Here is a 24701-nt window from a genome sequence, read left to right as displayed (position 1 = left end):
GTTCGCAGAATGCAGGGACACTCGTCAGGTGGACGAGGAATCCTTGACCCTTTCCGAGTCTTTTTGATGGTCGAGCGGTATCGGTTCCCATGGCATACGAGATAGCGAGTATTCCAGGTGACGGTATCGGTCCCGAGGTCGTCGACGCGGCCCGGCCGGTGTTCGAGGACGTCGCCGAACAACACGGGTTCGAACTCTCACTAACGCGGTACGACTGGGGAACCGAGCGACACCTCGAGGAGGGGGCGATGATGCCCGAGGACGGCCTCGATGAACTCGAGGGGTACGACGCAATTTTGCTGGGGGCGGTCGGCCACCCCGACGTCCCGGACCACGTCACGCTGAACAACCTCCTCCTGCCGATCCGCAAGGGGTTCGACCAGTCGATCTGCAAGCGTCCCGCGATCCTGTTCGACGGCGTCGAAAGCCCGCTCGAGGGGTACGACGGCGGCGACATCGAGTTCGTCGTCTACCGGGAGAACACGGAGGGTGAGTACGCCAACATGGGCGGCCAGGAACACCCCGGCCACGACCACGAGGTCGCGATCCAGAGCGCGGTCTTCACCCGAACCGGAACGGAGCGCATCGTCCGGGCAGCATTCGACGCGGCGACCGAGCGCGAGGGTCACCTGACGAGCATCACGAAATCGAATGCCCAGGCTCACAGCATGGTTTTCTGGGACCAAATCGTCGAGGAGGTCAGCGAGGAGTACCCCGACGTCACCGTCGAGCGCCTGCTCGTCGACGCGGCGAGCATGGACTTCATCCGCCGTCCCGAGGAGTTCGACGTCGTCGTCGCCTCGAACCTCTTCGGCGACATCCTGACCGATATCGGTGCGATCATTACGGGAAGTATGGGGCTCGCACCCTCGGCCAACATCGACCCCTCGAGGACCTATCCGTCGATGTTCGAGCCCGTCCACGGCAGCGCCCCCGACATCATCGGTGAGGGCGTCGCGAATCCGATCGCGACGGTCCTCTCCGGCGCGATGATGGTCGACTACCTTGGCGAGGAAGCGGCCAGCGACGACCTCTGGGACGCCGTCACCGACCAGCTCGCCGACGCGGACGCTCCGCGAACGCCCGACCTGGGCGGCTCGAGCGGAACCGAGGACGTAGTCGAGAACCTCCGCAGTCGCCTCTAACGGATCACCCGGTGTCGTCACGGTCGCCGCGAAAACAGCAATTTTTGTCGGCGCTACTCGTTGAGCCAGAGGTCCAGACCCGTCGTCTCGTCGAAGTTCCGGACGAGGGGCTCCTCGAACGCGCGGAGGTGGACCTCGCCGGCGAAGACGGTCCCGCCCTCGAGGTGGCCGGCGAGGGTCTCGCCGTCCCGTCGGGAGAGGACGGCGTGGGTGTGAGCGAACACGTCGCCGTCGAGTTTCGCGACGTTCCCGACGCAGGCGGCGACCTCGAGCGGTTCGTCAAAGGAGACCGACTGGTACTCCTCCTTGTCCTGGTCGTAGAACCAGATCTCGGCGTCCTGGACCGCGCCCATCGCGTTGAACCAGCCCGCCTCGACCTCCTCCGCCCGGGCGAGGCTCTCGATCTCGTCGCGCCAGTCCTGTCCGGTCTCGAGTCGCGCGAGGAACTCCCGCGTCGCCTCCACTTCCTGGTACTCCATACCGCAACACGCGCAACGTTGCTCAAAAAAGATTGCGGTGACGGCGACGCGAGCGTCGCGTCCCGGGATCCGTGCCAACTGTATTCACTCTCTCGAGGTGCTGAATAATACGCAACATTCAATTCCCCTCCACGGAAGGAGTAGCGTATGACCGAGCGCCACGAGCTCGAGCAGCTGTACGTCCACGAATCGGTCGAAAACGTGATCCCGCCGGAAGCGTTCGTCGAGGCGTTCGACGACCTCCCGATTCCGGCCGAACTGGTCGGCGACGGCCGCGAGTACGGTCCGACGGACGCGGTGGCGACCTACGTTCCGCGGCCCGAGTACCTGGACGCGGGCTGGGTCCACTGCATTCGCGCCGGCTACGACGAGTTCGACACCGACGAGTACGAGCGGGAGGGAGTTCCGCTCACGAACAGTTCGGGGATCCACGGTTCGACGGTCAGCGAGGTCGCGCTCAACTGCATGCTCTCGCTGGCGCGACTGGGCCATCGCTACCGCGACCACCAGAACGACCGCGAGTGGTGGGAGCCGCCGTACGAACGACCGTTCACCCTCGAGAACGAGCGCGTCTGCGTGATCGGCCTCGGCACGATCGGCGAGGCGACCGCGACCCGCTGTGACGCCCTCGGCATGGACGTCGTCGGCGTTCGTCGCTCCGACGAGCCGGTGCCCGGCGTCTCGGAAATCTTCTCGCCCGATCAGCTCCACGAGGCGATCGAGGACGCCAGGTTCGTCGTCCTCACCGTCCCGCACACGCCGGCTACCGACGACATGCTGAGCGACGCGGAGTTCGAGGCGATGCGCGAGGACGCCTACGTGATCAACGTCGCCCGCGGCCCCGTCGTCGACGAGGACGCGCTCGTCGAGGCCCTCGAGAGCGACGAGATCGCCGGCGCCGGACTCGACGTCTTCGAGACCGAACCGCTCCCGGAGGAGTCGCCACTGTGGGGCTTCGACGACGTGATCGTCTTCCCGCACAAGGGGTCTGCGACCAATCGGTACCACCTCGACATCGCCGAACTCGTCGCGGAGAACGTCGAGCGCTACCAGTCGGGCGAGGAGCTGAAAAATCGCGTCGCCTGAGACCCGGGTCGATCAGTTCTCCGTTCGCTGTGCGTCGACGACCGCTACGGCCGCGAGGTTGACGATATCCTTGACCTCGTCGCCTCGCTGGAGGACGTGGACGGGTTTGTCCATCCCCGCGAGCATCGGCCCGGTCGCCTCGGCGCCACCCAGCCGCTGGAGCAGCTTGTAGCCGATGTTACCCGACTCGAGGTTCGGGAAGACGAGCACGTTCGCGGGCTCCTCGAGTTCCGAGAACTCGTAGGTGCCGTTGAGGATTTCCTCGACGACGGCGGTGTCGGCCTGCATCTCGCCGTCGACGGGGAAGTCGACGCTCGGGTCGGCCTGCAGCCGCTGGGCGGCCTCGCGGGAGGGTCGCGTGCGCTCGTTGTCGACGCTGCCGAAGTTCGAGTACGACAGCATCGCCGCGCGGGGCTCGACGTCGAACCGGCGGGCGACGTCGGCGGTGTGGCGGGTGACCTCCTCGAGAACGTCCGCGTCGGGATCCTGGTTGACCGTCGCGTCGGCGATGAAGACGACGCGGTTCTTGAACGCCAGCATGTAGACGCCGGCCGCGTAGTCGGCGTCGTCGCCGGTGCCGATCACCTCGAGGGGCGGGCGCAGCGCGGAGGGGTAGTGGTGGGTCAGCCCCGTCAGCATGGCGTCGGCGTCGCCGACGTCGACCATCACGCTGCCGAGGTAGTTCGGATCGCTCCGGACGAGTTCGTCGGCCTCGTTGCGGGTCATTCCCTTGCGCTGGCGCTGCCCGTAGAGGTGGTCGGCGTAGGACTCGTAGTCGCCGGTCGACGGATCGACGATCTCCGGTTCGAACTCGAGGCCGAGCCGGGTGACCGTCGTCCCGATCTCGTCGCGGTCGCCGAGCAACACCGGCGTCGCGATCCCCTCGTCCTGGATCTGGTAGGCCGCCCGAATCATCTTCTCGTCTTCCCCCTCCGAGAGGACGACGCGCTTGGGGTCGCTCTTGGCCTTATTGAGGACGACCCGCATCATCTCGCGGGACTTGCCCAGCCGGGCCTCGAGCCGTTCCCGGTAGCTCTCGGGATCGACCTCGCTGCGGGCGGCCCCGCTCTCGACCGCCGCCTCGGCGACCGCGGGCGCGATCTCGAACAGGACGCGCGGATCGATCGGCTTCGGCAGGATGTACTCCGGACCGAAACGCAGCGGCTGATCCCCGTAGGCCTTGATGACGGCGTCGGGGACGTCCCGTTTCGCCAGGTCGGCCAGCGCCTCGGCGCAGGCGACTTTCATTGCCTCGTTGATCTCGGTCGCGCGGACGTCGAGCGCACCGCGGAAGATGAAGGGGAAGCCGAGCACGTTGTTGACCTGATTCGGGTAGTCCGAGCGTCCCGTCGCCATGATCACCGTATCGTCGCGGGCGGCTTTCGCCTCCTCGTAGCCGATCTCGGGATCGGGGTTGGCCATCGCGAAGATGATTGGGTCGGCGGCCATCGAACGAACCATCTCCTGGGAGACGATGCCCGCTGCCGACAGCCCGACGAGAACGTCGGCGCCCTCCATCGCGTCCGCGAGTCCCCCCTCGGGCAGGTCGCGGGCGAACTCGCGTTTGTACTCGTTGACGTCGCCCGCCTCGGCGCGCTCCTCGGTGATGATCCCGGTCGAATCACACATCGTGATGTTCCCCTTCCGGACGCCGAGCGAGACGTAGAAGCGAGCCGTCGCGATCGCGCTCGCGCCCGCCCCCGAGAAGACGACCTCGAGGTCCTCGAGGTGTTTCCCCGCGAGTTCGGCGGCGTTCAGTAGCCCGGCTCCGGAGATGATCGCGGTGCCGTGCTGGTCGTCGTGGAAGACGGGGATATCCATCCGCTCGCGGAGTCGCTCCTCGATCTCGAAGCAGTCCGGCGCCGCGATGTCCTCCAGGTTGATCCCGCCGAACGTCGGCTCCATCGCCGCGGTCGCCGCGACGATCTCGTCGGGATCGTCGAGTTCGAACTCGAGGTCGAAGACGTCGATGTCGGCGAACCGTTTGAACAGGACACCCTTCCCTTCCATCACCGGCTTTGACGCCTGCGCGCCGATGTCGCCCAGCCCCAGTACGGCGGAGCCGTTCGAGACGACGCCGACGAGGTTCCCCTTCGCCGTGTACCGGTAGGCGTCGTCCGGTCGCTCGTCGATGGCGCGGCAGGGGCCGGCGACGCCGGGCGAGTACGCCAGCGAGAGGTCCCGCTGCGTGCTCGTCGACTTCGTCGTCGCGATCTCGATCTTTCCTGGCGGTTCCTCCTCGTGGTACTCCAGTGACTCGTCCTCGAGGGACATATGCCATCATATATCGTACGGATCGTAAAGCTGTTTTTACTACCAACAATTATGTATAACCGACGACGGACGCGGGAGCCGCGGGCGATCCAGGAAAGCTACATACCGCGGTCCGTCCATTGGAACGTATGGTCACGATTGCGAACCGCGACGCGCTCGAGCGATCGCGCGCCCACGAGGTGGCACTCGACTGTCTCGTCGCCGGCCTCGAGGCCGCCCATCCCGAGCGGATCGTCGACGAGACGCTAACCGTTCGCGAGGGCGTGCTCGCGGTCGAGAACGCCGCCGGAGACGAACGCACCGAGTACGATCTGGACCGCTACGAGAACGTCTTCGTCGTCGGGGGCGGCAACGCCGCGGGCCACCTCGCCCGGACCCTCGAGGACGCGCTCGGCGACGCGCTCACCGGCGGGGTCGTCGTCACCGACGATCCGGCCGGCACGTCCGTCGTCGAGGAACACCCCGGCGACCACCCCATCCCGAGCGAGGACGGCGTCGAGGGCGCCCGGCGAGTGCTCGAGGTCGCCGACGGTGCCGGCGAGGACGACCTCGTGCTGGCCTGTATTACCGGCGGCGGAAGCGCCCTCCTGCCGGCTCCCGCCGGGTCGATCTCGCTTGCCGACCTCCAGTCGGTTACCGGGTCGCTGCTCGAGTGTGGGGCCTCCATCGACGAGATCAACGCCGTTCGCAAACACTGCTCGTCGATCAAGGGCGGCAAACTCGCCCGCCGGGCGGCGCCGGCGACGGTCGCGACGCTCGTCCTGAGCGACGTCGTCGGCGACGATCTGAGCGTGATCGCCAGCGGCCCGACCGCCCCCGATGCCTCCACCTACGCGGACGCTCTCGAGGTGCTCGAGCGATACGAGCTGTCGGTTCCCGAAACCGTCTCGACGTACCTGGCGGCCGGCGAGCGCGGCGAGAACCCCGAAACGGTCTCGCCGGACGATCCGCTGCTCGAGTCCGTGCGGATCCACGTGCTCGGAAGCGGCCGGACCGCGATCGAGGCGGCCCGCGAGGTGGCAAGCGAGCGGGGGTATGATCCGCTCGTCCTCTCTTCGAGAGTCCGGGGCGAGGCCAGCGAGTCCGCGATCACCCACGTCTCGATCGCCGAGGAGTGCGCCGAGACCGGTGATCCGATCTCGCCGCCCGCGGTCTTGCTCTCCGGCGGGGAGACGACCGTGACGCTCGCCGAGGATCACGGCAAGGGAGGCCCGAATCAGGAGTTCGTGCTCAGTGGTGCCGTCGAACTCGAGAGCGACGAGGTCGTCGTCGCGAGCGTCGACACCGATGGGATCGACGGCGCGACCGATGCCGCCGGCGCGATCGCAGCGGCTGGCGACGTCCCGGCCGCAGAGGGTCGGCGTGCGCTCGCGCGAAACGACGCCCTGCCCGCGCTCGAGGACGCCGACGCCATCGTTCGGACCGGACCGACCGGAACGAACGTCAACGACCTCCGGATCCTCGTCGTCGAACCCGAGGACTGACTGCCGGATTTTCCTCGTAAGGCAAGCCTTGCGGGAACCGCCAGTTCGTGTGAGTGTCTATCGGATTTCATGGGGAGGACAGACACAGGATTTATCATAATCGATCCCTGAGGGTCGGGTAATGGCTGTTGAAAAGCCACGCGGTGGCTTAGCTAACTACGAGGAGTTCCGTGACGAACTCGATCACGAGTACGACGACGTCGACGAGTACGTGGAACTCGCGAGGGATCTCCGATCGGTCGTCACGGGCGAGGTTCGGTTCGACGAGTACGCCCAGGTCCTGTACGCGACCGACGGCAGCATCTACAAGGCCAAACCCGCCGGCGTCGTGCTTCCGCGAGACGCCGCCGACGTCCAGAACGCGGTCCGCGTCGCGGCCGAACACGACGTGCCGATCATGGCCCGTGGCGCGGGCTCGTCGCTCGGCGGCCAGGCCGTGGGGCCCGGCTGCGTCGTGCTCGATATGACGACCTACATGGACGACATCCTGGAGATCGACGCCGACCGCCAGCGGGCGCGGGTCCAGCCCGGCGTCGTCCAGGACCACTTCGACGAGGCGGCCAGGGAGTACGGACTCAAGTTCGCTCCCGACCCGGCCTCCTCGAACCGTGCGACGATCGGCGGCGGCATCGGGAACAACTCGACCGGCGCCCACTCGGTCCGGTACGGCATCTCCGACGCCTACACCGAGGAACTGGACGTCGTGCTCGCGGACGGCTCGCTGATCCATACTCGCGAGGTCGTCCTCGACTCTCCCGAGTGGGAGGAGATCGTCTCGAAGAACGACCGCGAGGCCGAAATTTACGAGACCGTCCGCGGCCTCGTCGAGGACAACCGGGAGGAGATCGAGAAGCGCTACCCCGATCTCAAGCGCAACGTCTCGGGCTACAACCTCAACAAGGTCGTCTACGAGAACGACGACGGCGAGGAGGTCATCAACCTCTCGAAGCTGTTCGTCGGCGCCGAGTCGACGCTGGGCGTGATCGTCGAGGCCGAGATCAGCCTCGTCACCCTCCCCGAGGAGACCGCGCTCGTGCTGTACTGTTTCGAGGACCTCATCGAAACCCTCGAGGCCGTCCCCGAGGCCCTGGAGTTCGAACCCAGCGCCGTCGAGCTGATGGACAGCGAGGTGTTCCGGCTCGCCCGCGAGTCCGAGCAGTTCGCCCAGTACGAGGAGCCTATTCCCGACGGCACCGAGGCGACGCTGATGCTCGAGTACGACTCCGAGCTCCACGACGACTTCGAGGAGGCCATCGGTCGGACGAACGAGCACTTCGTCGAGAACGGCGACGCCTTCGACGCTCTGGAAGCGTACACCGAGGAGGATCAAGCTGACATCTGGAAGCTCCGAAAGGCCGCGATCCCGCTGCTGATGGGCCTCGAGGGCGACCCGAAGCCGTACCCCTTTATCGAGGATGCGACGGTCCCCCCCGAGGAGCTCGCCGAGTACGTCGAGAAGTTCATGGACGTCCTCGAGGACCACGACACCTCCGCCGCCTACTTCGCCCACGCGGGCAGCGGGACCCTGCACATCCGGCCGATCCTCAACCTCAAGGACGACGGCGGGATCCAGACGATGCAGTCGATCACCGACGCCGTCACCGACCTCGTCCTCGAGCACGAGGGATCGTTCTCCGGCGAGCACGGTGACGGGCTCGCCCGGACCGCGTTCAACCCGAAGATGTACGGCGAGGACCTCTGGCAGGCGTTCAAGGACGTCAAGTCCGTGTTCGATCCCGACTGGCGGATGAACCCCGGCAAGGTCGTCTACACCGACGAGGAGCCGACGGACATGCGCGAGAACCTCCGCTACGGGCACGCCTACGCCTCGATCGAGCCCCAGACGAAACTCGACTTCTCCGACGAGGGCGGCTTTTCGCACCTCGTGGAGCTGTGTAACGGCTGTGGGACCTGCCGCCAGACCGACGACGTGATGTGTCCCACCTACCGCGGGATGAAAGACGAGATCGCGACGACCCGCGGGCGGGCAAACATGCTCCGGTCGGCGATCTCGGGCGATCTCCCCGAGGAGGAGATGTACTCCGAGCGGTTCCAGAAGGAGGTGCTGGATCTCTGTGTCGGCTGTAAGGGCTGCAAGAGCGACTGCCCGACCGGGGTCGACCTGGCGAAACTCAAGGCCGAGACGAAACACCAGTACCACGAACGGGAGGGGATCGGCCTGCGCTCGCGGCTGTTCGGCAACATCGACACCCTCTCGAAGGTCGGCAGCGCGCTCGCTCCGCTGTCGAACCTCGGACCGAAACTCCCCGGAAGCCGTCTCGTCATGGAGAAAGTCGCGGGAATCGCCGCCGATCGGGAGCTTCCCAGCTTCCAGCAGGAGTCCTTCCAGGACTGGTTCGCGAAGCGGGGCCCGCGGGTCGACCCCGACGCGGCCGACCGGAAGGTCGTCCTGTTCCCCGACACGTACACGAACTACAGCTACTCCCGGCCCGGAAAGGCCGCCGTGCGCGTCCTCGAGTCCGCGGGCGTCCACGTCACCGTCCCCGAGGACGTCGGACCGAGCGGCCGCGCGGCGTTCTCGGTCGGCATGCTCGATGACGCCGAGGAGCGCGCGGTGGCGAACATCGAGCGGTTCGCCGACTACGTCGACCGCGGATACGAGATCGTCTCGCTCGAGCCCTCCGACGCGGTGATGTTCCAGGACGAGTACCTCGATCTGGCGCCCTCCGCGACCGCCGAGAAGGTCGCCGGCCACTCCTATGGCATCACCGAGTACATGGACACCTACCGCCTCGTCGAGGATCTCCCGCTCGAGGAGACCGACGAGACGCTGGCCTACCACGGCCACTGCCACCAGAAGGCGACCGGCAAGGACCATCACGCCGTCGGCATCCTCCGTCGGGCTGGCTACGCCGTCGATCCGCTCGACAGCACCTGTTGTGGAATGGCCGGCTCGTTCGGCTACGAGGCCGAGCACTACGACCTCTCGAAGTCGATCGGCGAGCGACTCTTCGAGAAGATCGACGAGAGCGAGGGGAACCCGGTCGCACCCGGTGCCTCCTGCCGGAGCCAGATCGGCGACCGCGACGAACCCTCCGAAAAGCCGCCGCACCCGATCGAAAAGGTCAACGAGCTGCTTCCGGCTCGATAACGTCAGACACCTTGCAGTTTTTCTCACTGTTCGAGAAGCGATAGCTTCTCGTTCGGGTGCCGGCCCACTTCCATCCCGGACTCGTATCCTCCTACTGACACCCAATAGTCAGATTATAAATAGAACCATTTATTATACTTTGTGATATACGTGATCACGGGACGTTCATGACACAAAAGGACGGTGCGACGCGACAGGAAACCGGGCAGGGGAACGGACGAACGGTGGCCATACGCCAACACAACCGGGGTGAACGGGACAGATGGTAGTGGACATCATCGTTGCGGCGCTACCGCTCGTGATCGTCGCGGTGTTGCTCGTCGGGCTGTTATGGCCGGCGACGAGGGCGATGCCGATCGCGTGGATCGCCGCGCTCGCCGTCGGCTACATCTGGTGGAACAACCCGCCGGACTACCTGGCGGGGTCGTCGTTCGTCGGGGTGATGACCGCACTCGAGATCCTGTGGATCGTCTTCGGCGCGCTGGTCCTGTTGTACACGCTGATGCAGGCCGGCGCGTTCGATCGGATCAACAAGGGATTCACCGCGGTCTCCGACGATCGTCGAGTCCAGATCGTGTTGATCGCGTTCTTCCTCGCGACGTTCATCGAGGGTGCCGCCGGGTTCGGGACGCCGGCGGCGGTCGTGGCGCCCCTGATGCTGGCGCTGGGATTCCCGGCGCTGGCCGCCGTCATCGCGGCGCTGATCGGCCACATCATCGCGGTCACCTACGGCGCGGTGGGGACGCCGATCATCGTCGGGATCCAGGATCCGCTGATGATCTACGAGGACCAGATCGTCAACGACGGCGGAATGAGCGTCGTCGAGTACTCCCACGAAGTCGCGGCGTGGGCGGCGACCTACCACGCCCTGACGGGCTTCCTGATGCCGCTGTTCGCGGTCGGGATGGTCGTCTACTTCTTCAGCCCGCCGGACGAACGCTCGCTCAAGCCGGCACTTAGCGTCTGGCCGCTGTGTCTGTTCTCGGGGTTCGCCTTCGCGATTCCCTACTGGATCTCCGCGTGGTTCCTCACCGCGGAGTTCCCGGCGCTGATCGGGGCGATGGTCGGCGGAGCGATCACCGTCTCATTGCTCCAGCGAGGATACCTTCTGCCGGACGACGAGTGGCACTTCCCGCCGCGAGAACAGTGGGCCGACCACTGGGTCGGCGCGATCGAACCCGGTAGCGAGGAGGCGGACGGACCCGTTCCGAACGGCGGCGAGCAGATGTCGCTGCTGAAGGCGTGGTCCCCCTACATCGTGCTCATCGTCCTGCTGGTCGTTACCCGCGTGATCGACCCGATCTCCGAGACGATCACCGACGCGGACCTCGGTGCCGATATCGCCGTCGCCGGCCTCGGCGAGTTCACGGTCGGCGTCGTGATCGTGTGGAACGAGATGTTCGGCTACGATCTCGCCGCCGATATCGAGTGGGTGAACGCACCGGGCTTCTGGCTGTTGCTCAGCGCGATCATCGCGATCGGTATCTTCGGAATGTCGGGTCAACAGGTGAAAGCCGCCTGGGCCGAGGCTACACAGAAGCTCGTGTCGCCGTTTATCGCGCTAATCTTCGTGATCGCGATGGTGCAGGTGATGATTCAGTCCGGCGGCGCACCCGGCGCGCCCGAGGTGGGTAGCATGATCGAGATCCTCGCGATCGCGACTGCGGACGCCACCGGGCCGCTGTATCCCGCGCTGGCGGCGCTTATCGGCGCGCTCGCGGCCGCAATGGTCGGTTCGAACACCGTCTCGAACATCACCTTCGGCGGATTCCAGTTCACGGCCGCACACGAACTCGACCTGCCGAGCCAGATCGTCGTCGGAACGCAGGCCGTCGGCGGTGCGATCGGTAACCTCGTCGCGATTCACAACATCGTCGCGGCGCTGGCGACCGTCGGTCTCGTCGGCCAGGAGGGTCGGGTCATCAGGCTGAACCTGATCCCCCTGTTCTACTACGCCACCGTCGTCGGCATCTGGGCGCTGCTGTTCGTCTACGTCATGCCCGACGTGCTCCCGTCGGTGTTCGACGTCTACTGAGCGCACGTCTTCTCTCTCGTTTTTCTCGGCGCGTATCGATAACCCCCCGACGGGCAGCTGCTATAAGATAACGGACACTGGCTAGTTTAGCACGTCCACCGGCGTCCGTCCGTTGAGTGACTGATGTGGTCGTCGCGTGTTGTAGTAGTGTACAAACTGTTCAAGTCTTTCTCTGACGTTCGCCTGACTGTCCACCCACGAGTTATGAAAGCGGTCGACCCGCATTTTGGGGGTATAAAACCACGTTTCAATTAGGTTTCTCTCGACGTAATCCAGCTGACCGCCCACTCCTCATCGTGAGATGGCGGTCAAATATAGTAACAACTGAAACTGTTTGCACACTGATCGCACGACGGCTGTGCGATCGGGTGCGCACTGACTTTCAGTGGCTACTATATCCGTAGCCATCAACAAGAAACACTGCGTCGTCGAGATCGTGTTTCTCGGTCGATCGATGCAAGAACGCAGCAGCTGGATCGGTGACTCTTCGTCCGAAGATTGCGACAGCAGGAACGAGCTGTGAGTCTGGGTTTGTTGCAGCGTGTACCCAAGACAGGCGCCGTTAATTCTGACAGCGTCTCACTCCTATTTTCACTCTGGTTCGATAGTGATCTTGTCAAAATCGATCCGACGCGAGCCTTCTATAACCTCGTCATCTACATATACTGTCACTCTCATACTGTATGTTCCGACAGAGAGGTACGCAGAATCGAGGTAGAGTCGATAGTTTTCCGTCACCGATGCTCCACCTGGTACTTCCCCATGAATGTGCCTATCACTAGCACTCTGAACCGAACGATGCCGCGTTGTCGTAACCCCATCAGTTTCTTCGTAACTGTCGGTCCACAGCGTAACCGGCTCCATCTCGTTATCGTCATCGTCCTCGTCGTCGTTATCACCCTCTGGGAGCAACATGCGGACACCGAACGGCCACGGAGGGCCATTAGCACGGAACAATAGTGTTTGATCACTAGCGTTTCTCAGGCCGATCGAAAGCCGCGCAGGGTCGTCTTCAGCAATCCGTCTATCATCAACCTCGTACGAAAGTTCGACTGGGAACTCGTCGGGGTCTGAATCTTCCGTCACCTCTTCGACGGTGAGTAGATGGGGGCCCTCAAGCGGTTCAGGTATGTTCCCGAGCCGGCGCAGTGTCCAGTCAATGCAGCCAGCAAGTGAGACGACCCCCAGACAACCACCAGCCTGGAGGAACGCCCGCCTCCGACTGCTATTGGGTCCCATAGTAACGGATAACGGATAGTTGATAAAAAGGTTGGCAAGCACCGTCTAGTTTAGCACCTCCGCTGGCGTCTGTTCGTTAAGTGACTGATGCAAACGAAGAATCGCTTGTGCCTCTCGGAGCGAACCTCTGGTTGCGTGGAGGCGGACGGCAAACGCCCTAACGGGCGTCGCCGTCCGTTCATGCTCCCAAACTTCATCAAATTCCGTCGTATAACACTCGCTGAGCAGGTCTGCGAGCTTCATGCCAAATTAACTCTACGACCTGCTCGTTTCTCAAACTGGCCTAGCTATAGTAACAACTGAAACTGTTTGCACACCGATCACACAGCCGTCGTGCGATCGGGTGCGCACTGACTTTCAGTGGCTACTATAGACACTGCCCAAGAACGACCGCCGACAGGTTATCCGGCCGCTTTCGCTCGTCTGGTCGCGGCTGCAACGAACGGTGATCGAATCGGTTCGATCGGGAGTTCTTTCCCTGGAACTCCTTCATAAGGACCTGACCGAGCGGCAAAGAGTCTTCGATACCGTTATATCAGCCTCGCTCGAGAAATGTGGTATGTCGTGGCAACACACTGTCTACGCGTACCCGATTCTTTTCGCGACGGCGCTCTCGGTCGCCCTGGGTACGTACGCGGTTGCCCGCATTTACCCCCGCGGACGATCACCGACGTTGCTCGCGTTCGCCGCCATGACCGGTGCGATCGCGATCTGGACCGGGTTTTCCGCGCTGAAACTCCTCAGCACCGACCCGACGGTCCAGCTCCGGAGCTATCAGTTGCTTCACGTCGGCAGCGCCGCCGTCGGGCCCCTCCTGTTGCTGTTCGCGCTCGCGTACACCGATCGCTCCCGCTGGCTTACCCGTTCGCTCTCCGTCGGCGTGTTCGTTGTGCCGGTCGCGTTCGTCGCGCTCCTGTTTACGAACCCGTACGACGTCGCGATCATCGACACGCGGATCGTCGACGCCGACGGACTGGTCGTCTGGCGAGCGGATCGCGGCCCGGCCCACGTCGCCCTGAGCTTCGTCTACGCCGCGCTCATGGCCGCCCTCACGCTCGCCGTCGTGCTCTCCGAGTCGGTTCGTACCGGCCGAACGTACTACCCGCAGGCCGCCCTCCTGACGGTCGCGGTCGTCGCTCCTATCGGGGCGAGTTTCCTCACGATCGCAGGGGTTCCGCCGTTCGGTCGGGAGGGCGTGAACCTCGTCCCCGCGGCGGCGGGCCTCTCGGTCGCCGCACTCGGGGTCGCGACGTTCCGGTACCGGCTGCTGGATCTGCCGCCGATCGCGTACACGACCGCGATGCGCAACTCGCCAGACGGCGTCCTCGTTCTCGATTCGAACGGGCGGGTCGTCCACTCGAACGAGAGCGTCGGTCAGCTACTCGGCGTTTCGCCGCCGTTGACCGGGAAACCCGTAGACGCCGTCCTTCCGGAGCTGTGTGACGAAACGGACGATGTGCGGACAGTCGAGACCGAGACGCCCGAGAGCGATCGAGTCCTCGAGCTCCGCTCGCAGCCGTTGCGCTCCCAGGAGACGACCGTGGGTCGGGTGATCGTCATCCGAGACGTCACCGCCCAGAAGCGCTACGAACGGTCGCTCGAGTTGCGAAACGAGCAGGGAGAGCTGTTGAACCAGCTGGTTCGCCACGATATCAGAAACGAGATGGGGCTCGTTCTGGGGCTGTTGCGTCGGGTCGAACCCGAACTCGAGCGCCTGCGCGAGGACAGCTCCGAGGTCCACGATCGGCTCGCGGCGCACACCGACCGCATCAGATGGAACTGCGAGCACGTCGTCGACCTCACGGAGACCGTCGGCGACCTCCTGCGGACGATCGATCGGCGCGAGCGCGAACCGCAACCGATCGAGTTCGCGCCGATTCTCGAGGCGGAACTCGAGGCCGTGGCGACCGCGTTCGAGGACGCACGCGTCGAGATAGTGTCCGACCTCCCGGATGCGACGGTGTACGCCGACGAGATGCTCTCGTCGGTGTTCTACAACCTCCTGACGAACGCGGTCGTCCACAGCGACGACCCTCAGCCCGAGGTGACCGTCACCGTGACCGAGTCCGACGACCGAATCCTCGTCGCGATCGCCGACGACGGTCCCGGCCTCCCCGAGGGACCGACGGATCTGCTCACCGGGAAGACCCCCCTTTCGGAGTACGAAGGTCCGGGCTACGGGCTCTACATCGTTCGATCGCTGATCGAGGGGTACGGAGCCGAACTCTCGGTCGCGGAGAACCGGCCAACCGGATCGATCGTGACCGTTCGACTGGCACGCGCCGACGGCGACCGTAAACCGGCGGCCGCACAGACCGTCACGGTTCCCGATTCCGCCCCCTCGGACAAAACCGGGGCGGTGATCGAGAGCGAACGCTCGTCGGACGAAATGACTGGGTGGTCGAATGACTGAACCGCCGACCGACGATCGCGGAGGAGAGCCGTTCCTCGAGACGATCGACGTCCTGCTCGTCGACGACAACGAGCGGTGGGCGACGTTCATGGCCGACGAACTCGAGCGGCGCGATCCGTCGTTCCGGGTCGAACTGGCCCTCGGTGCGAACGAGGCGCTCTCCGCGCTTCAGGGGGCGGACCACGACTGCCTCGTCGTCGACTACCGGATGCCGGAGGCGGACGGGATCCAGCTGATAGAGCGCGTTCGAGAGCGTCGCCCGGAGCTGCCGGTCATCCTCGTGACGGGCGAAGGAAGTGAGACGATCGCGACGCGGGCCATCGACGCCGGCGTAACCGACTACCTCCCGAAGGATCCCAAGGTCGACCAGACGCCCGTTCTGGCCGGCAAAATCAGAAGCGCGGTCGAACGCCGCGCACTACGACGGGCGATCGAGGACAGCGAACAGCGCTACCGGACCGTGATCGAGCAGAGCCGCGACGCGATCGTGATCCTTCGAGACGGCCGGATCCTGTTCTGTAACGAGCGCTTCGCCGAGTTCACCGGCTCGAGCGTCGACGACCTCGTCGACACTTCGTTCGTCGACGCCTTCGTCCACGAGGCAGACCGGGAACGGTTTCGCGGGATCGACAGGGAAATCCTCACGGACGGCGTTCACCGCTTTCGGTTGGTGACCGGCGAGGGGACGACCGCTCACTGCGAGTACACGGGATGTGAACTCGTGTACGACGGCGCCCCGGCGACGATGCTCTCGATCAGGGACGTTACGACGAAGCGACTGAAGGAGGTTCGCCACCGGCGAGAGCGAAACCTCAACAGACACCTCCAGCGAGCGCTCGTGGCGTCCCGAAACCGGGAGAAGCTCGAGGACGCCGTCGTCACCGAACTCGCCGACCAGGGGTACGATCTCGTCTGGTTCGGGACGGTCATCGACGGGACGCTCCAGCCGCGCGCCGTCGCCGGAGACCGGGGGTACGTCGACGAGGTCGAACTCTCGCTCGAGCGAGCGGAGCACGAGTGCGAGCCCAGCGTCTGGGCGACCCGGACCGGAACGACGCAGCTGATCCCCGACCTCGAGGCGCTGTTTTCGGCCGACTGGCGGGGACTGGCCCTCGAGCGTGGCTTTCGGACGGCGATCGCGCTTCCGGTCGGCTACGAGGACGTCACCTACGGCGTCCTCGCGGCCTACCGAACCGAACCCGACTCGATCGACGACGCAGAGCACGAGTTCCTCCGCGACCTCGCGGCGACCGTGGGCTACGCGATCCACCACATGGACGCCCGGAAGGCGCTTACGGCCGACCACGGCGTCGGGGCTCGGATCGAACTCCGGGACGGAACGCACTACCTGAGCGAGATCGCTGCCGTCGCCGGAGGCGACGCGTCCACCCCGGAGGTGACCGTCCACAGCACCTACTCGAACGGCGGCGGAGAAGTCGTCCAGTACGTCACCCTCCACGGCGGCGCTTCCGAGACGTTTCGCGACGCCGCCGCGGATCATCCGATCGTCCGGACCGTCGTTCCCGTCCGACAGACCGACCCCGATTCGTTGCGGCTGACGGTCGGCGGGGAGACCCCGGAGTCGACGCTCGCTCCGTTTAACGCGCGCGTTCGATCGACACAGGTCACCGCCGACCGCGCCGTGCTTCGGATCGAACTTCCCTCGAGGGAGAACCTCGGCGCGCTGATCGACCGCCTCGAGGACCGGTACGGGAACGTGTCGGTACAGTCGCTCGCCGAACGGGAGTGGGGAGATCACGCCGGCGGACTCACGGTCGATACGAGCGCGCTGACCGAAAAGCAGGCGGCCGCGCTCGAGGCGGCTTACCGTCACGGCTACTTCGAGCAGCCGCGTCGCTCGTCGGCGACCGATATCGCGAACGTCCTGGATATCTCTCACTCGACGTACCTCCAGCACCTGCGCGCGGCCCAGCAGAAGGTGTTCGAAGCCTTCTACGGCGACTGAGAACGGTGTCGATGATCGATGGCTTCGGCAGTCCGGCTCCTCGACGGAACAGGCGGAGTCGGTGTTCGCAACGGCGATCGTGCGGACCGCCGACATCGCACGTACAAAACGACGGTACCTTCATATGTCGAATTCCGGTAGCTCAGCACGGACTCTCGCCCGTGCGGAGCGACCGCCGGTACGGCACATGCCGTGGTAACATTTCTTATACACGAGTTGCAACTGTGTAATACAGCGTGAACGTCTTCCCCACAAATCTGTCGGTAAATGCGGCCTGTATCCGCAGAACGCGATGGGGTGGGTGGAAGACTCGGTCGCAGCCGCGGTGACCGACCGGTCACCGGGGACGCGGTCCGACACGCATCGGTTCGATGGCCCGTTCCTCGAGAGTGGATGGGCCAGAACAGCGATACGGAGGAGAAACTAATGGCAACAGACAACACCGACATCGACGAACAGCTATCGACCAGCGGACCCGACCCCGTCCCCGCGGAGACCGGATCGACCAGTACGGAGCCGGCAGTCGCCGACCCCGATGCCGAGGACTCGACGGCTGCAGAGGATGCCGTCGTCGGCGGCCTCAGCGAGAACGTCGCAGGAGCGCTCGTCTACCTCTTCGCACCGTTTATTGCGGTGCTGTTCTACCTTCTCGAGGATCGAAACGAGTTCGTCCGCTTTCACGCCGCACAGAGTATCGTCGTCTTCGGCGGCTTCTTCGCCGTCGGAATGGGCGTGTTCATGATGGGGTTCGTCCTCGAGTTCCTGCCGTTCGTGGGCTGGATGCTGTCGCTGGCGATCTCGATGCTGACGTTCCTGGTGCTCGCTCCGCTCGGGTTCATCCTCTGGGTACTGCTGACGTACAAGGCGGTTACGGGTGAGCGATACGCCCTCCCCGTCGCCGGCGAGATCGCAGAGAGGTACGTCTGATGGGAGTGCGCCGGCGTTCGTTCGTCGCGATCGCCGGGCTCACTGCGCTGAGCGGTTGTCTCAGCGTCGACGACATCACGAACCGGGCGAGAAGCGAGGCCGGCGATCGGGCGGGCGATGAGCTTCAGGATCGAACGGGGATCGACGTCGAGACGCCGGAGGAGCCGCCGGAAACCGACGAGGAGTGGCGGCTGTACGAGTTCGAACCGGGCGAGCGCTACGAGTACCGCATCGACACCGAGGAGGACGGCCCCGGAACCTTCAGCTGGATCGTCGAGGACGCAGGGGAGGATCGGCTCGTCGTCGACACCGAGCTGGCGTTCGAGAGCGGAGACGAGTTCGCCCGGACCGTAACCGGCACTCAGGACGAGGTGTTCTCGGAGCTGCTGGCGACGCCGGCGGCGATCTTCATCGGCTCGGGGCTGCACTCGCCGTACGTCGTCGCTGACGAGGGTGTCTATGTCGGCTACGAGTGGCGCGTCGCGACCGACGAGGGGAGTTTTCGCTACGCGGTCGATGACACCGCCTCCTACGTCGGACGGGAGTGTTACGTGGCCACGACCGAGGTCGACGGCGCGGTCGTCCACGAGAGCTGCCTCTCGCCCGAACTGGCGTTCCCGGCGTTCGTCGCGTACTACGACGAGAGCGGCGAGCAACTGCTCGAGATGGAGCTGCTCGAGTACGATGTGCCGAACGAGGGGAGTTGAGAGAGAACGACACCGACCGAACTACGGAAACAATGACGATACCAACTCAGAGGGATAGCGGGGGAGTTGACCGGCGAACGGTCCTTCGAATACTGGGCGCCGCGAGCGTCCCACTCGTGAGCGGTTGCCTCAGCGGAGACGAGGACGAAGGTCACGACGAGACGGAGGAGACGAACGACGAGCCGTCGGACGACGGTGGCGACGACGAGAGCGGGGAAAGCGTCGGAACCGCCGAGATTACGTTTCTGGACGAGACGTACACCTACGACGACGCCTCGTGTGAGGAGAGCAGGACCTTTCCACCGGAGAACGAGATGATTCGCCATCGAGATGTGGATGACGAGATCGAGTTCTGGGTCGAACGTCACGATCCAGCCGAATCCGATGTCGTCGACGTCCACGTCTCGTTTCCGACCGGCGACCCGAACGAGACGATCGGCGAAGTAGAAGCCTACGACGCCCAGACGACCGTCGACGAGATCGAGTTCGAACTCGGCAGCGGCACGTCGGGCAGCCTCCACCTCGAGCCCTCGTCCTACATGAACGACGACGTAGAACACGACCCCGCCGGCGGGGAGGTAACCTGGGAGATAGCATGCTAACACGAGAGACACCGACAGTACGGAACCGCACGACGACTTCGGCAAGGGAGTCCTCGTCGTCACTGACGAGCCGGCGGAGGGCGTAGCGATGGTCCTGCACTTCCTGAAGGCGACGAACGTCTTCCTCAGGACGCTCCCGTTCGTCGCGCTGCGGATCGCCGTCGGGGCGCTGTTCGGGCTCGTCACAGTGGTCTACTTCGGCGTCGTCGGCTGGCTGGTGCTGACGCTGCTCGACGCGGGGACCGTCTCCGGACCGATCGGGGCGGTCGGGTTGCTCGTCGCGACCCTGCTCTTCCTGGCCGCGATGCGCTTCGCCCGTCGGTACGTCCTCTACATGGTCGCCGCGGGCCACGTCGCCGTCATCGCCCATATCGTCGAGACCGGCGAGACGCCGCGAAATCAGCTCGCGTTCGGGACCGGACAGGTGCGGTCGCACTTCAAAGAAGCCAACGCCCTGTTCGTCGTCGATCAGCTGGTGAAGGCGGCGATCCGGCAGTTCAACAACACCGCCATCTCGCTGTCGAATCTGGTGAGCTTCGTTCCGACGCTTTCGAACATCCTCACCGTCCTTCGGAAGGCGATCGGGCTCGCGGCATCGTACATCGACGAGGCGATCATCGCCTACGTCTTCATCGCCGAGGAGGAGAACAACTGGCGAGCGGCTCGGGACGGCGTCGTCCTCTACGCGAAGACCTGGAAGTCGATCCTCGGTTCGACGCTGGCGATCATCCTCGGGATGTACGCGGTGGCGTTCGGACTGTTGCTGGCGCTGACGCCGCTGGCCGCCGTCTTCGGGAGCCTCTCGCCGACGTTTGAGATCCTCGGCTGGGTCGCCGTCGCCGGGATCGGCCTGACGGTCTACCTCGGCGTCCTCAGACCCTGGGTGAAGACCGTCGTGATCACGACGTTCCTGATCGAGTCCCGCGAGCTGACGCCGGACAGCGAGACGGTCGACTTCCTCGAGCGCCGTTCGAAGAAGTTCCGTGAGCTGACGGCGAAGGCCGACGCCGAGGAGGCGGAGTCCTACCCGACCGAGGGCTCGTCGGACGGCGACGTTCCGAGGAGGGAACCCACCTGAAACCACGTCGCCGGACGATAGGGAGCCGGCACGACCCGCCGAGGCCTGCAAAAGAGCGACACCGTATTTCCGATGAATTTTCGAGTCGCCGGTCGGCGTATTCACACCGGTCTCTCGCGTCGTCCCGTCGGTTCGGTACGAGTTCGAGACCGTTCAGTATGTGTGTGAGTATCTTACGGAAAGCATATTAGCGACTGGTGTCGTTCGTATTACATGGCACAATACGCGACCGACCGATGTACCGACTGCGGTGGACGAAAGATCGCTCGGGCCGACAGCTCCGTCTGGTGTCCGAACTGCGCCCTCTTCCGTCCCGATACGTAGCCGTCTCCGGCCGGATCCGACCGGTCAGGGCGAGTCCGCGATCGAGCAGACACTAGTCCGAAGAACCTGCTCGAGCCGAGGGAGACGCGCCTCGCGTCTCACCTTCGAGCGAGCGCACGAGTGCAAACCACGGTTGTCCTCTCAGAGACCGTCGCTGGGTTGGGGCGTTCGGCTCTCGCTCAGCAGATGCGTAAGCGTTCGCTTGACTCGTTCCGGGTTCGGAACGCTGCGAAAGGTGACGTCGTCGGTCGACGTTCCGGCCGTGTAGACCACGACGTCGCCGAACGAGAGCGCCCGCTCGAGTGCCGATTGGTTGTACGCGGTGTTTTGGACCCTGTCGAGGCGAACCTGCGTGACGTCTCGAGAGATGAGCCCGTGTTTGACGTAGATCTCCTCGTCGGTGATGACGTACAGCAGCCGGATCCAGTTGAGGTACGTCGCGCCCACCTGTCCGGCGCCGGCCAGGACCAGTACCAGCGGCAGATACGCCACCCAGGACGGGACGGTCTCGCCGGTGATAACCCCCGAAAGCCAGACCGTAAGCACGATCCCGAGCACCGCGACACCGATCCCGAACGCGACCGAGGCTGCGATCGTGAGCCACGAGGGACGGCCCGCCCACTGAACCTGCTCGTCGTCGGTGAGGTGAAGCCAGTCCGCAGCCGCGAGGTCGTCGTACGACTCGTGCGTTTCCTCCATCGGTACTACGTTTCGTCTCTTCGATACTGGTCCTTTCGGACGATGAGGTCGTCTCCAGACCACCGGCGGTGCTCTCGACCCCATCGATCCGCGAAAACGACACCCTATCCGTTACACTGAGACGGATTTCGGCTTCCCGTTTTCCTCGCGATTTCACGTTACCTCGTACGCTGTGTGAGTCGTGCGCCGACGAGTTCCCCTTCCGAGGCCCCAAACCGTCGAGACAGTCAGTGCATGAGCATGCCGTACTCGGCTTTCATGCATCGATCCTGAACAACTTTAATTCCGGCGCGCTCGGCCCGCCGTGTGGCCGTCTCGTTACTGATACCGAGTTGCATCCAGACCGCCTGCACGTCGTCACGCTCGAGTACCGCATCGACAATGTCGTCGACCTCGTCGCTCGGGCGGAAGATCTGCACGATATCGATCCCCGTCTCGACGTCGGAGAGTGAGGCGTAGGCGGGTCGTCCAAATACCTCCTCGGCGTAGGGGTTGACCGGAACGATCTCGTAGCCCTTTCGCTGAAGGAACGCGGGGACGATGTGGGCAGCTTTCTCGTAGTCGGTGGACGCTCCGATCACGGCGACTCGCTCTAGCTCGAGGATCCCCCGGAGTTCGTCGTCGTCTTCGACTGGCATACGGTATGTTGTCGGGTCAACCGGTTGAGTGTACCGACACTGGGTAGCTTGACAGCAGTACCTCACAGGTCGGCAACCGCTTCAACGTTCGCGGACCTCTTCAGGTGACGTCCGGACTGCCTTGACCCCGGAATCGTCTTCGAACATCGGTGATGAGTTCGCCCATGGCCATTCGATACCCACAGTTCCGGAATCGAACGGTCACAACTACTCGTCGCTGGAGAAGCCGATCTCGTCGTGTGATCCGTCACAGAACGGCTTGTTCTCCGACGCACCGCACCGACAGAGCGCGACGCGCGTGTCCTCGAGCACCGTCGTCTCGTCCGGAGTCACGATCTCGATATCGCCGCGGAGATACAGCGGTCCATCGGGCCAGACGGTGACGACGTTCGTCTCCGGAACCCGTTCTTCCGGTCCGCCGTCCGTTCGGTCGAACTGTAGTGCCCCTGTCGGACACTCCACGATCACGTCCTCGAGGTCGTCGACGTCGGCGTTGTCCGGTTCGATCCACGGTCGCTTGTCGGGGTCGAACACCTCCGGAAGCCCGCGAACGCACTCCCTGGCGTGAATGCACCGGTTGATGTCGTAGCGGACTTCGATTCGATCTCCGGAGTAGGTGTGAACGTTCTCTTCCATAGAGGTCCTCCCGTCAAGGATATCCGTATTCGCCACGCTAGAGCATATCACTGTTGGTGGGGAATGAAGACCGGTGTTCGGAGACAGTTGGTGAGAGACGTGGATCAGGTTCGGGTTACGGTGAAAACTCCGATATACGGAGACTACGACGGACGAAGTCGTCGTCCGTTTCGGACGCAGCGATAGCGCTTTCGTGCTTTCAGAGACCTTTCTTCGTCCGTCTCGTCCGAGTGTAGCGGACTCGAGATTCGGCTCGCCGAGTCCCTGCCACAATTGAGACGCTCTGTGACCGACCGTGTCCGTACCGGTTCTCGATCCCCGGAGAGGTCTGTGGCCCCAGCTACGTCCCGTTCTCGTCGTCCCCCTCACCTTCATCACCCTCGTCTTCGGTGCCAGTATCGCGGCCGTACCCCTCTACCTCCTGAATTTCGGCGTCGTCGTCTCCGTTGTCGGTTTCGCCCCCCTCGTCGTCGCCGCCGTCGTCATCCTCACTTTCGTCGTCGCCGGTATCGTCCCCCGTTTCGTCTTCGTCCGTTCCGCCGTCTTCGTCCCCGTCAGTGCCCGTTTCCTCTCCCTCGGTCTCTTCCGGCCCTTCGTCTCCGAGGTCTCCGCAGCCTGCCAGTCCCACTACTGCACCTACGCCAACGAGAGATACTGTCCGGCGGCGGGTCAGGGTTCGATCTGTCATAGTGCAACTCAGGTACGGCCGAATGGGGTAATAAGGGCGACCGATAGTTCGAACGATCAGTATGGATTAGGCGTACTCCGGCTGAATTAGACATTTGATGGATGTAACTAAATCAGTTAGCCGCACCGTACTCGTTTCTCGCCACGAGGTATCGAAGCTGAAGTCCATGCTTTCGGTCGTCGACAGCCGTTACTATGGTTCCGTAACCACGAGTAGGGAGTACCGAACGGCAAGCCGAACGACCTACCTGGCACCGTCTGGCCGGGTTGGTTTGCAGAACGGACGGGACGCTGGACCGACTCGGCCGGTACCCGCAAACACTCCTCGGAAGCTGCAACGTAAGCGACTGACACTGCCACGAGCGTAACGAACCCCGTTATACCCCACCCCGCGCTCTGAGGGCGGATATAACGCCACTGAGTGGCGTCTACCTGTCCTGTCTTATCATCCCTTGTTCCCACATCCACTTCGAGATGAACATTGTCCCGAAGACGGCGATAATGATAACAGCGTAGATCGGATCGCCCGGAAGGAACGCAAAGTAGCCAAACTCTAGAAGCAGGTTCGCAACGAACGCCAGCGAGAGAGCGATAGCCGCGACTTTGGGGAAGTCCCTCCCGAACTGGGCGAATATCGCACCGAAGATTGCCGGAACGAGATAGAGCTCGAGCGCGTTCTGCCAGAGTTCCGGGAGGGCCTGAAACACCGAAACGAGCCCGAGAACGCCGACGGTGAGGATGGAGATATTGACAAATATCGAGCCGGCGATTCCCAGTGTAGAGATGATATCCCCTTCGGGCGTGCCGATTTCGACGTCAGCAGCTTCCTGTGCTGCCGCAGAGCTCGGCAGTCGGAGGTTGGAGATGTTTCCCGACAGAAACGCCATGTACGTCCCGGAAACGCCAAGAACCGGGTAGTAGGAGATCGGCTCGACGAGCCAGAAGGCACCCCAGGCGCCGACCACGGATATGAAACCACCCAGGATAGCACCCGCTGGCGGGAGAATTCCGTACACGCTGAGCAGGACCAGAGCCGGTCCGAACGAGAGCGCAACGGCGAGCAGATTCGTTCGCCGTCCCCATTTGTTGATATACGGAACGAACTCCTCTTCGTACACTTCCTCCGTCGAGCGATCCGTAGAACGTTGTTGGGTTTGTTTTCCAGCCATC

At 64.0% G+C, this 24701-nt stretch carries 19 protein-coding genes and 2 pseudogenes; 11 read left to right on the top strand and 10 right to left on the bottom strand.

All coding sequences use genetic code 11. The features are described 5' to 3' along the window. The first annotated feature begins 89 nt into the window (after positions 1-89). Positions 90-1145, top strand: a complete 1056-nt coding sequence (locus tag ACFEMD_RS18685; protein WP_394742809.1) for an isocitrate/isopropylmalate dehydrogenase family protein — start codon at positions 90-92, stop codon at positions 1143-1145. A gap of 53 nt (positions 1146-1198) precedes the next feature. Here the strand turns inward: ACFEMD_RS18685 and ACFEMD_RS18680 are convergent, their stop codons facing one another. Further along, positions 1199-1624: a PPC domain-containing DNA-binding protein gene (locus tag ACFEMD_RS18680; protein WP_394742808.1), complete on the bottom strand. Its 426-nt coding sequence runs from the start codon at positions 1622-1624 to the stop codon at positions 1199-1201. 147 nt (positions 1625-1771) lie between these two features. Here ACFEMD_RS18680 and ddh point away from each other — a divergent pair, with 147 nt between their 5' ends. Beyond that, positions 1772-2710, top strand: a complete 939-nt coding sequence (gene ddh / locus ACFEMD_RS18675) for a D-2-hydroxyacid dehydrogenase (RefSeq protein WP_394742807.1) — start codon at positions 1772-1774, stop codon at positions 2708-2710. A gap of 12 nt (positions 2711-2722) precedes the next feature. Here ddh and ACFEMD_RS18670 read toward each other — a convergent pair whose 3' ends face one another. Continuing rightward, the gene (locus ACFEMD_RS18670) at positions 2723-4984 is read right to left on the bottom strand and encodes an NADP-dependent malic enzyme (RefSeq protein WP_394742806.1); all 2262 of its coding nucleotides are present in this window, start codon (positions 4982-4984) and stop codon (positions 2723-2725) included. A 128-nt stretch (positions 4985-5112) separates the two neighbouring features. Here ACFEMD_RS18670 and ACFEMD_RS18665 point away from each other — a divergent pair, with 128 nt between their 5' ends. The 3 genes from ACFEMD_RS18665 to ACFEMD_RS18655 all read left to right on the top strand — a co-directional run bounded on the left by ACFEMD_RS18665 (position 5113) and on the right by ACFEMD_RS18655 (position 11615). Further along, positions 5113-6468 (top strand): glycerate kinase type-2 family protein, encoded by a 1356-nt coding sequence (locus ACFEMD_RS18665; RefSeq protein WP_394742805.1) that lies wholly within the window; start codon positions 5113-5115, stop codon positions 6466-6468. 121 nt (positions 6469-6589) lie between these two features. After that, a complete protein-coding gene (locus ACFEMD_RS18660; RefSeq protein WP_394742804.1) occupies positions 6590-9580 on the top strand; it encodes an FAD-linked oxidase C-terminal domain-containing protein in 2991 nt (996 codons plus the stop codon). Between the two features lie 262 nt (positions 9581-9842). After that, positions 9843-11615, top strand: a complete 1773-nt coding sequence (locus tag ACFEMD_RS18655) for an L-lactate permease (RefSeq protein WP_394742803.1) — start codon at positions 9843-9845, stop codon at positions 11613-11615. Positions 11616-11696: 81 nt separating this feature from the next. Here ACFEMD_RS18655 and ACFEMD_RS18650 read toward each other — a convergent pair. The 3 genes and pseudogenes from ACFEMD_RS18650 to ACFEMD_RS18640 all read right to left on the bottom strand — a co-directional run. Next, a pseudogene (locus ACFEMD_RS18650) lies at positions 11697-12191 on the bottom strand (integrase core domain-containing protein); the annotation flags it as partial. Between the two features lie 15 nt (positions 12192-12206). Then, a complete protein-coding gene (locus tag ACFEMD_RS18645) occupies positions 12207-12854 on the bottom strand; it encodes a hypothetical protein (RefSeq protein ID WP_394742802.1) in 648 nt (215 codons plus the stop codon). A 90-nt stretch (positions 12855-12944) separates the two neighbouring features. After that, positions 12945-13097, bottom strand: a pseudogene (locus tag ACFEMD_RS18640) (IS6 family transposase); the annotation flags it as partial. A 316-nt stretch (positions 13098-13413) separates the two neighbouring features. On the opposite strand from ACFEMD_RS18640, the gene ACFEMD_RS18635 reads away from it, so the two are divergent. The 6 genes from ACFEMD_RS18635 (at position 13414) to ACFEMD_RS18610 (ending at position 20547) form a co-directional block, all read left to right on the top strand. Then, positions 13414-15267, top strand: coding sequence for a histidine kinase N-terminal 7TM domain-containing protein (locus ACFEMD_RS18635; RefSeq protein ID WP_394742801.1), 1854 nt, complete (start codon positions 13414-13416; stop codon positions 15265-15267). Beyond that, entirely contained in the window at positions 15260-17233 is a 1974-nt protein-coding gene (locus ACFEMD_RS18630) for a bacterio-opsin activator domain-containing protein (RefSeq protein ID WP_394742800.1), read from the top strand. The genes ACFEMD_RS18635 and ACFEMD_RS18630 overlap by 8 nt, the downstream gene beginning before the upstream one ends. 426 nt (positions 17234-17659) lie before the next feature. Continuing rightward, complete coding sequence (locus ACFEMD_RS18625) at positions 17660-18160, top strand: DUF4870 domain-containing protein (protein WP_394742799.1); 501 nt, start codon at positions 17660-17662, stop codon at positions 18158-18160. Continuing rightward, positions 18160-18867, top strand: a complete 708-nt coding sequence (locus ACFEMD_RS18620; protein ID WP_394742798.1) for a hypothetical protein — start codon at positions 18160-18162, stop codon at positions 18865-18867. The genes ACFEMD_RS18625 and ACFEMD_RS18620 overlap by 1 nt, the downstream gene beginning before the upstream one ends. Positions 18868-18983: 116 nt before the next feature. Next, positions 18984-19469, top strand: a complete 486-nt coding sequence (locus tag ACFEMD_RS18615) for a hypothetical protein (RefSeq protein ID WP_394742797.1) — start codon at positions 18984-18986, stop codon at positions 19467-19469. An 88-nt stretch (positions 19470-19557) separates the two neighbouring features. After that, positions 19558-20547 (top strand): hypothetical protein, encoded by a 990-nt coding sequence (locus tag ACFEMD_RS18610; protein WP_394742796.1) that lies wholly within the window; start codon positions 19558-19560, stop codon positions 20545-20547. A gap of 465 nt (positions 20548-21012) precedes the next feature. Here ACFEMD_RS18610 and ACFEMD_RS18605 read toward each other — a convergent pair whose 3' ends face one another. From ACFEMD_RS18605 to ACFEMD_RS18585, 5 genes are all read right to left on the bottom strand, one after another. Next, a complete protein-coding gene (locus ACFEMD_RS18605) occupies positions 21013-21570 on the bottom strand; it encodes a PH domain-containing protein (protein WP_394742795.1) in 558 nt (185 codons plus the stop codon). 227 nt (positions 21571-21797) lie between these two features. After that, positions 21798-22208, bottom strand: a complete 411-nt coding sequence (locus ACFEMD_RS18600) for a CoA-binding protein (protein ID WP_394742794.1) — start codon at positions 22206-22208, stop codon at positions 21798-21800. A gap of 207 nt (positions 22209-22415) precedes the next feature. Continuing rightward, positions 22416-22844: a (4Fe-4S)-binding protein gene (locus tag ACFEMD_RS18595; protein ID WP_394742793.1), complete on the bottom strand. Its 429-nt coding sequence runs from the start codon at positions 22842-22844 to the stop codon at positions 22416-22418. 340 nt (positions 22845-23184) lie between these two features. Continuing rightward, a complete protein-coding gene (locus ACFEMD_RS18590; RefSeq protein ID WP_394742792.1) occupies positions 23185-23472 on the bottom strand; it encodes a hypothetical protein in 288 nt (95 codons plus the stop codon). A 487-nt stretch (positions 23473-23959) separates the two neighbouring features. Beyond that, positions 23960-24700 (bottom strand): hypothetical protein, encoded by a 741-nt coding sequence (locus ACFEMD_RS18585; RefSeq protein ID WP_394742791.1) that lies wholly within the window; start codon positions 24698-24700, stop codon positions 23960-23962. Position 24701: the final 1 nt, after the last annotated feature.

Origin of the sequence: Natronococcus roseus (assembly GCF_043677095.1) — an archaeon.
GTDB lineage: Archaea > Halobacteriota > Halobacteria > Halobacteriales > Natrialbaceae > Natronococcus > Natronococcus roseus.
The sequence above is the reverse complement of the archived record's forward strand: the minus strand, read 5'-3'. Positions and strand labels throughout refer to the sequence as shown.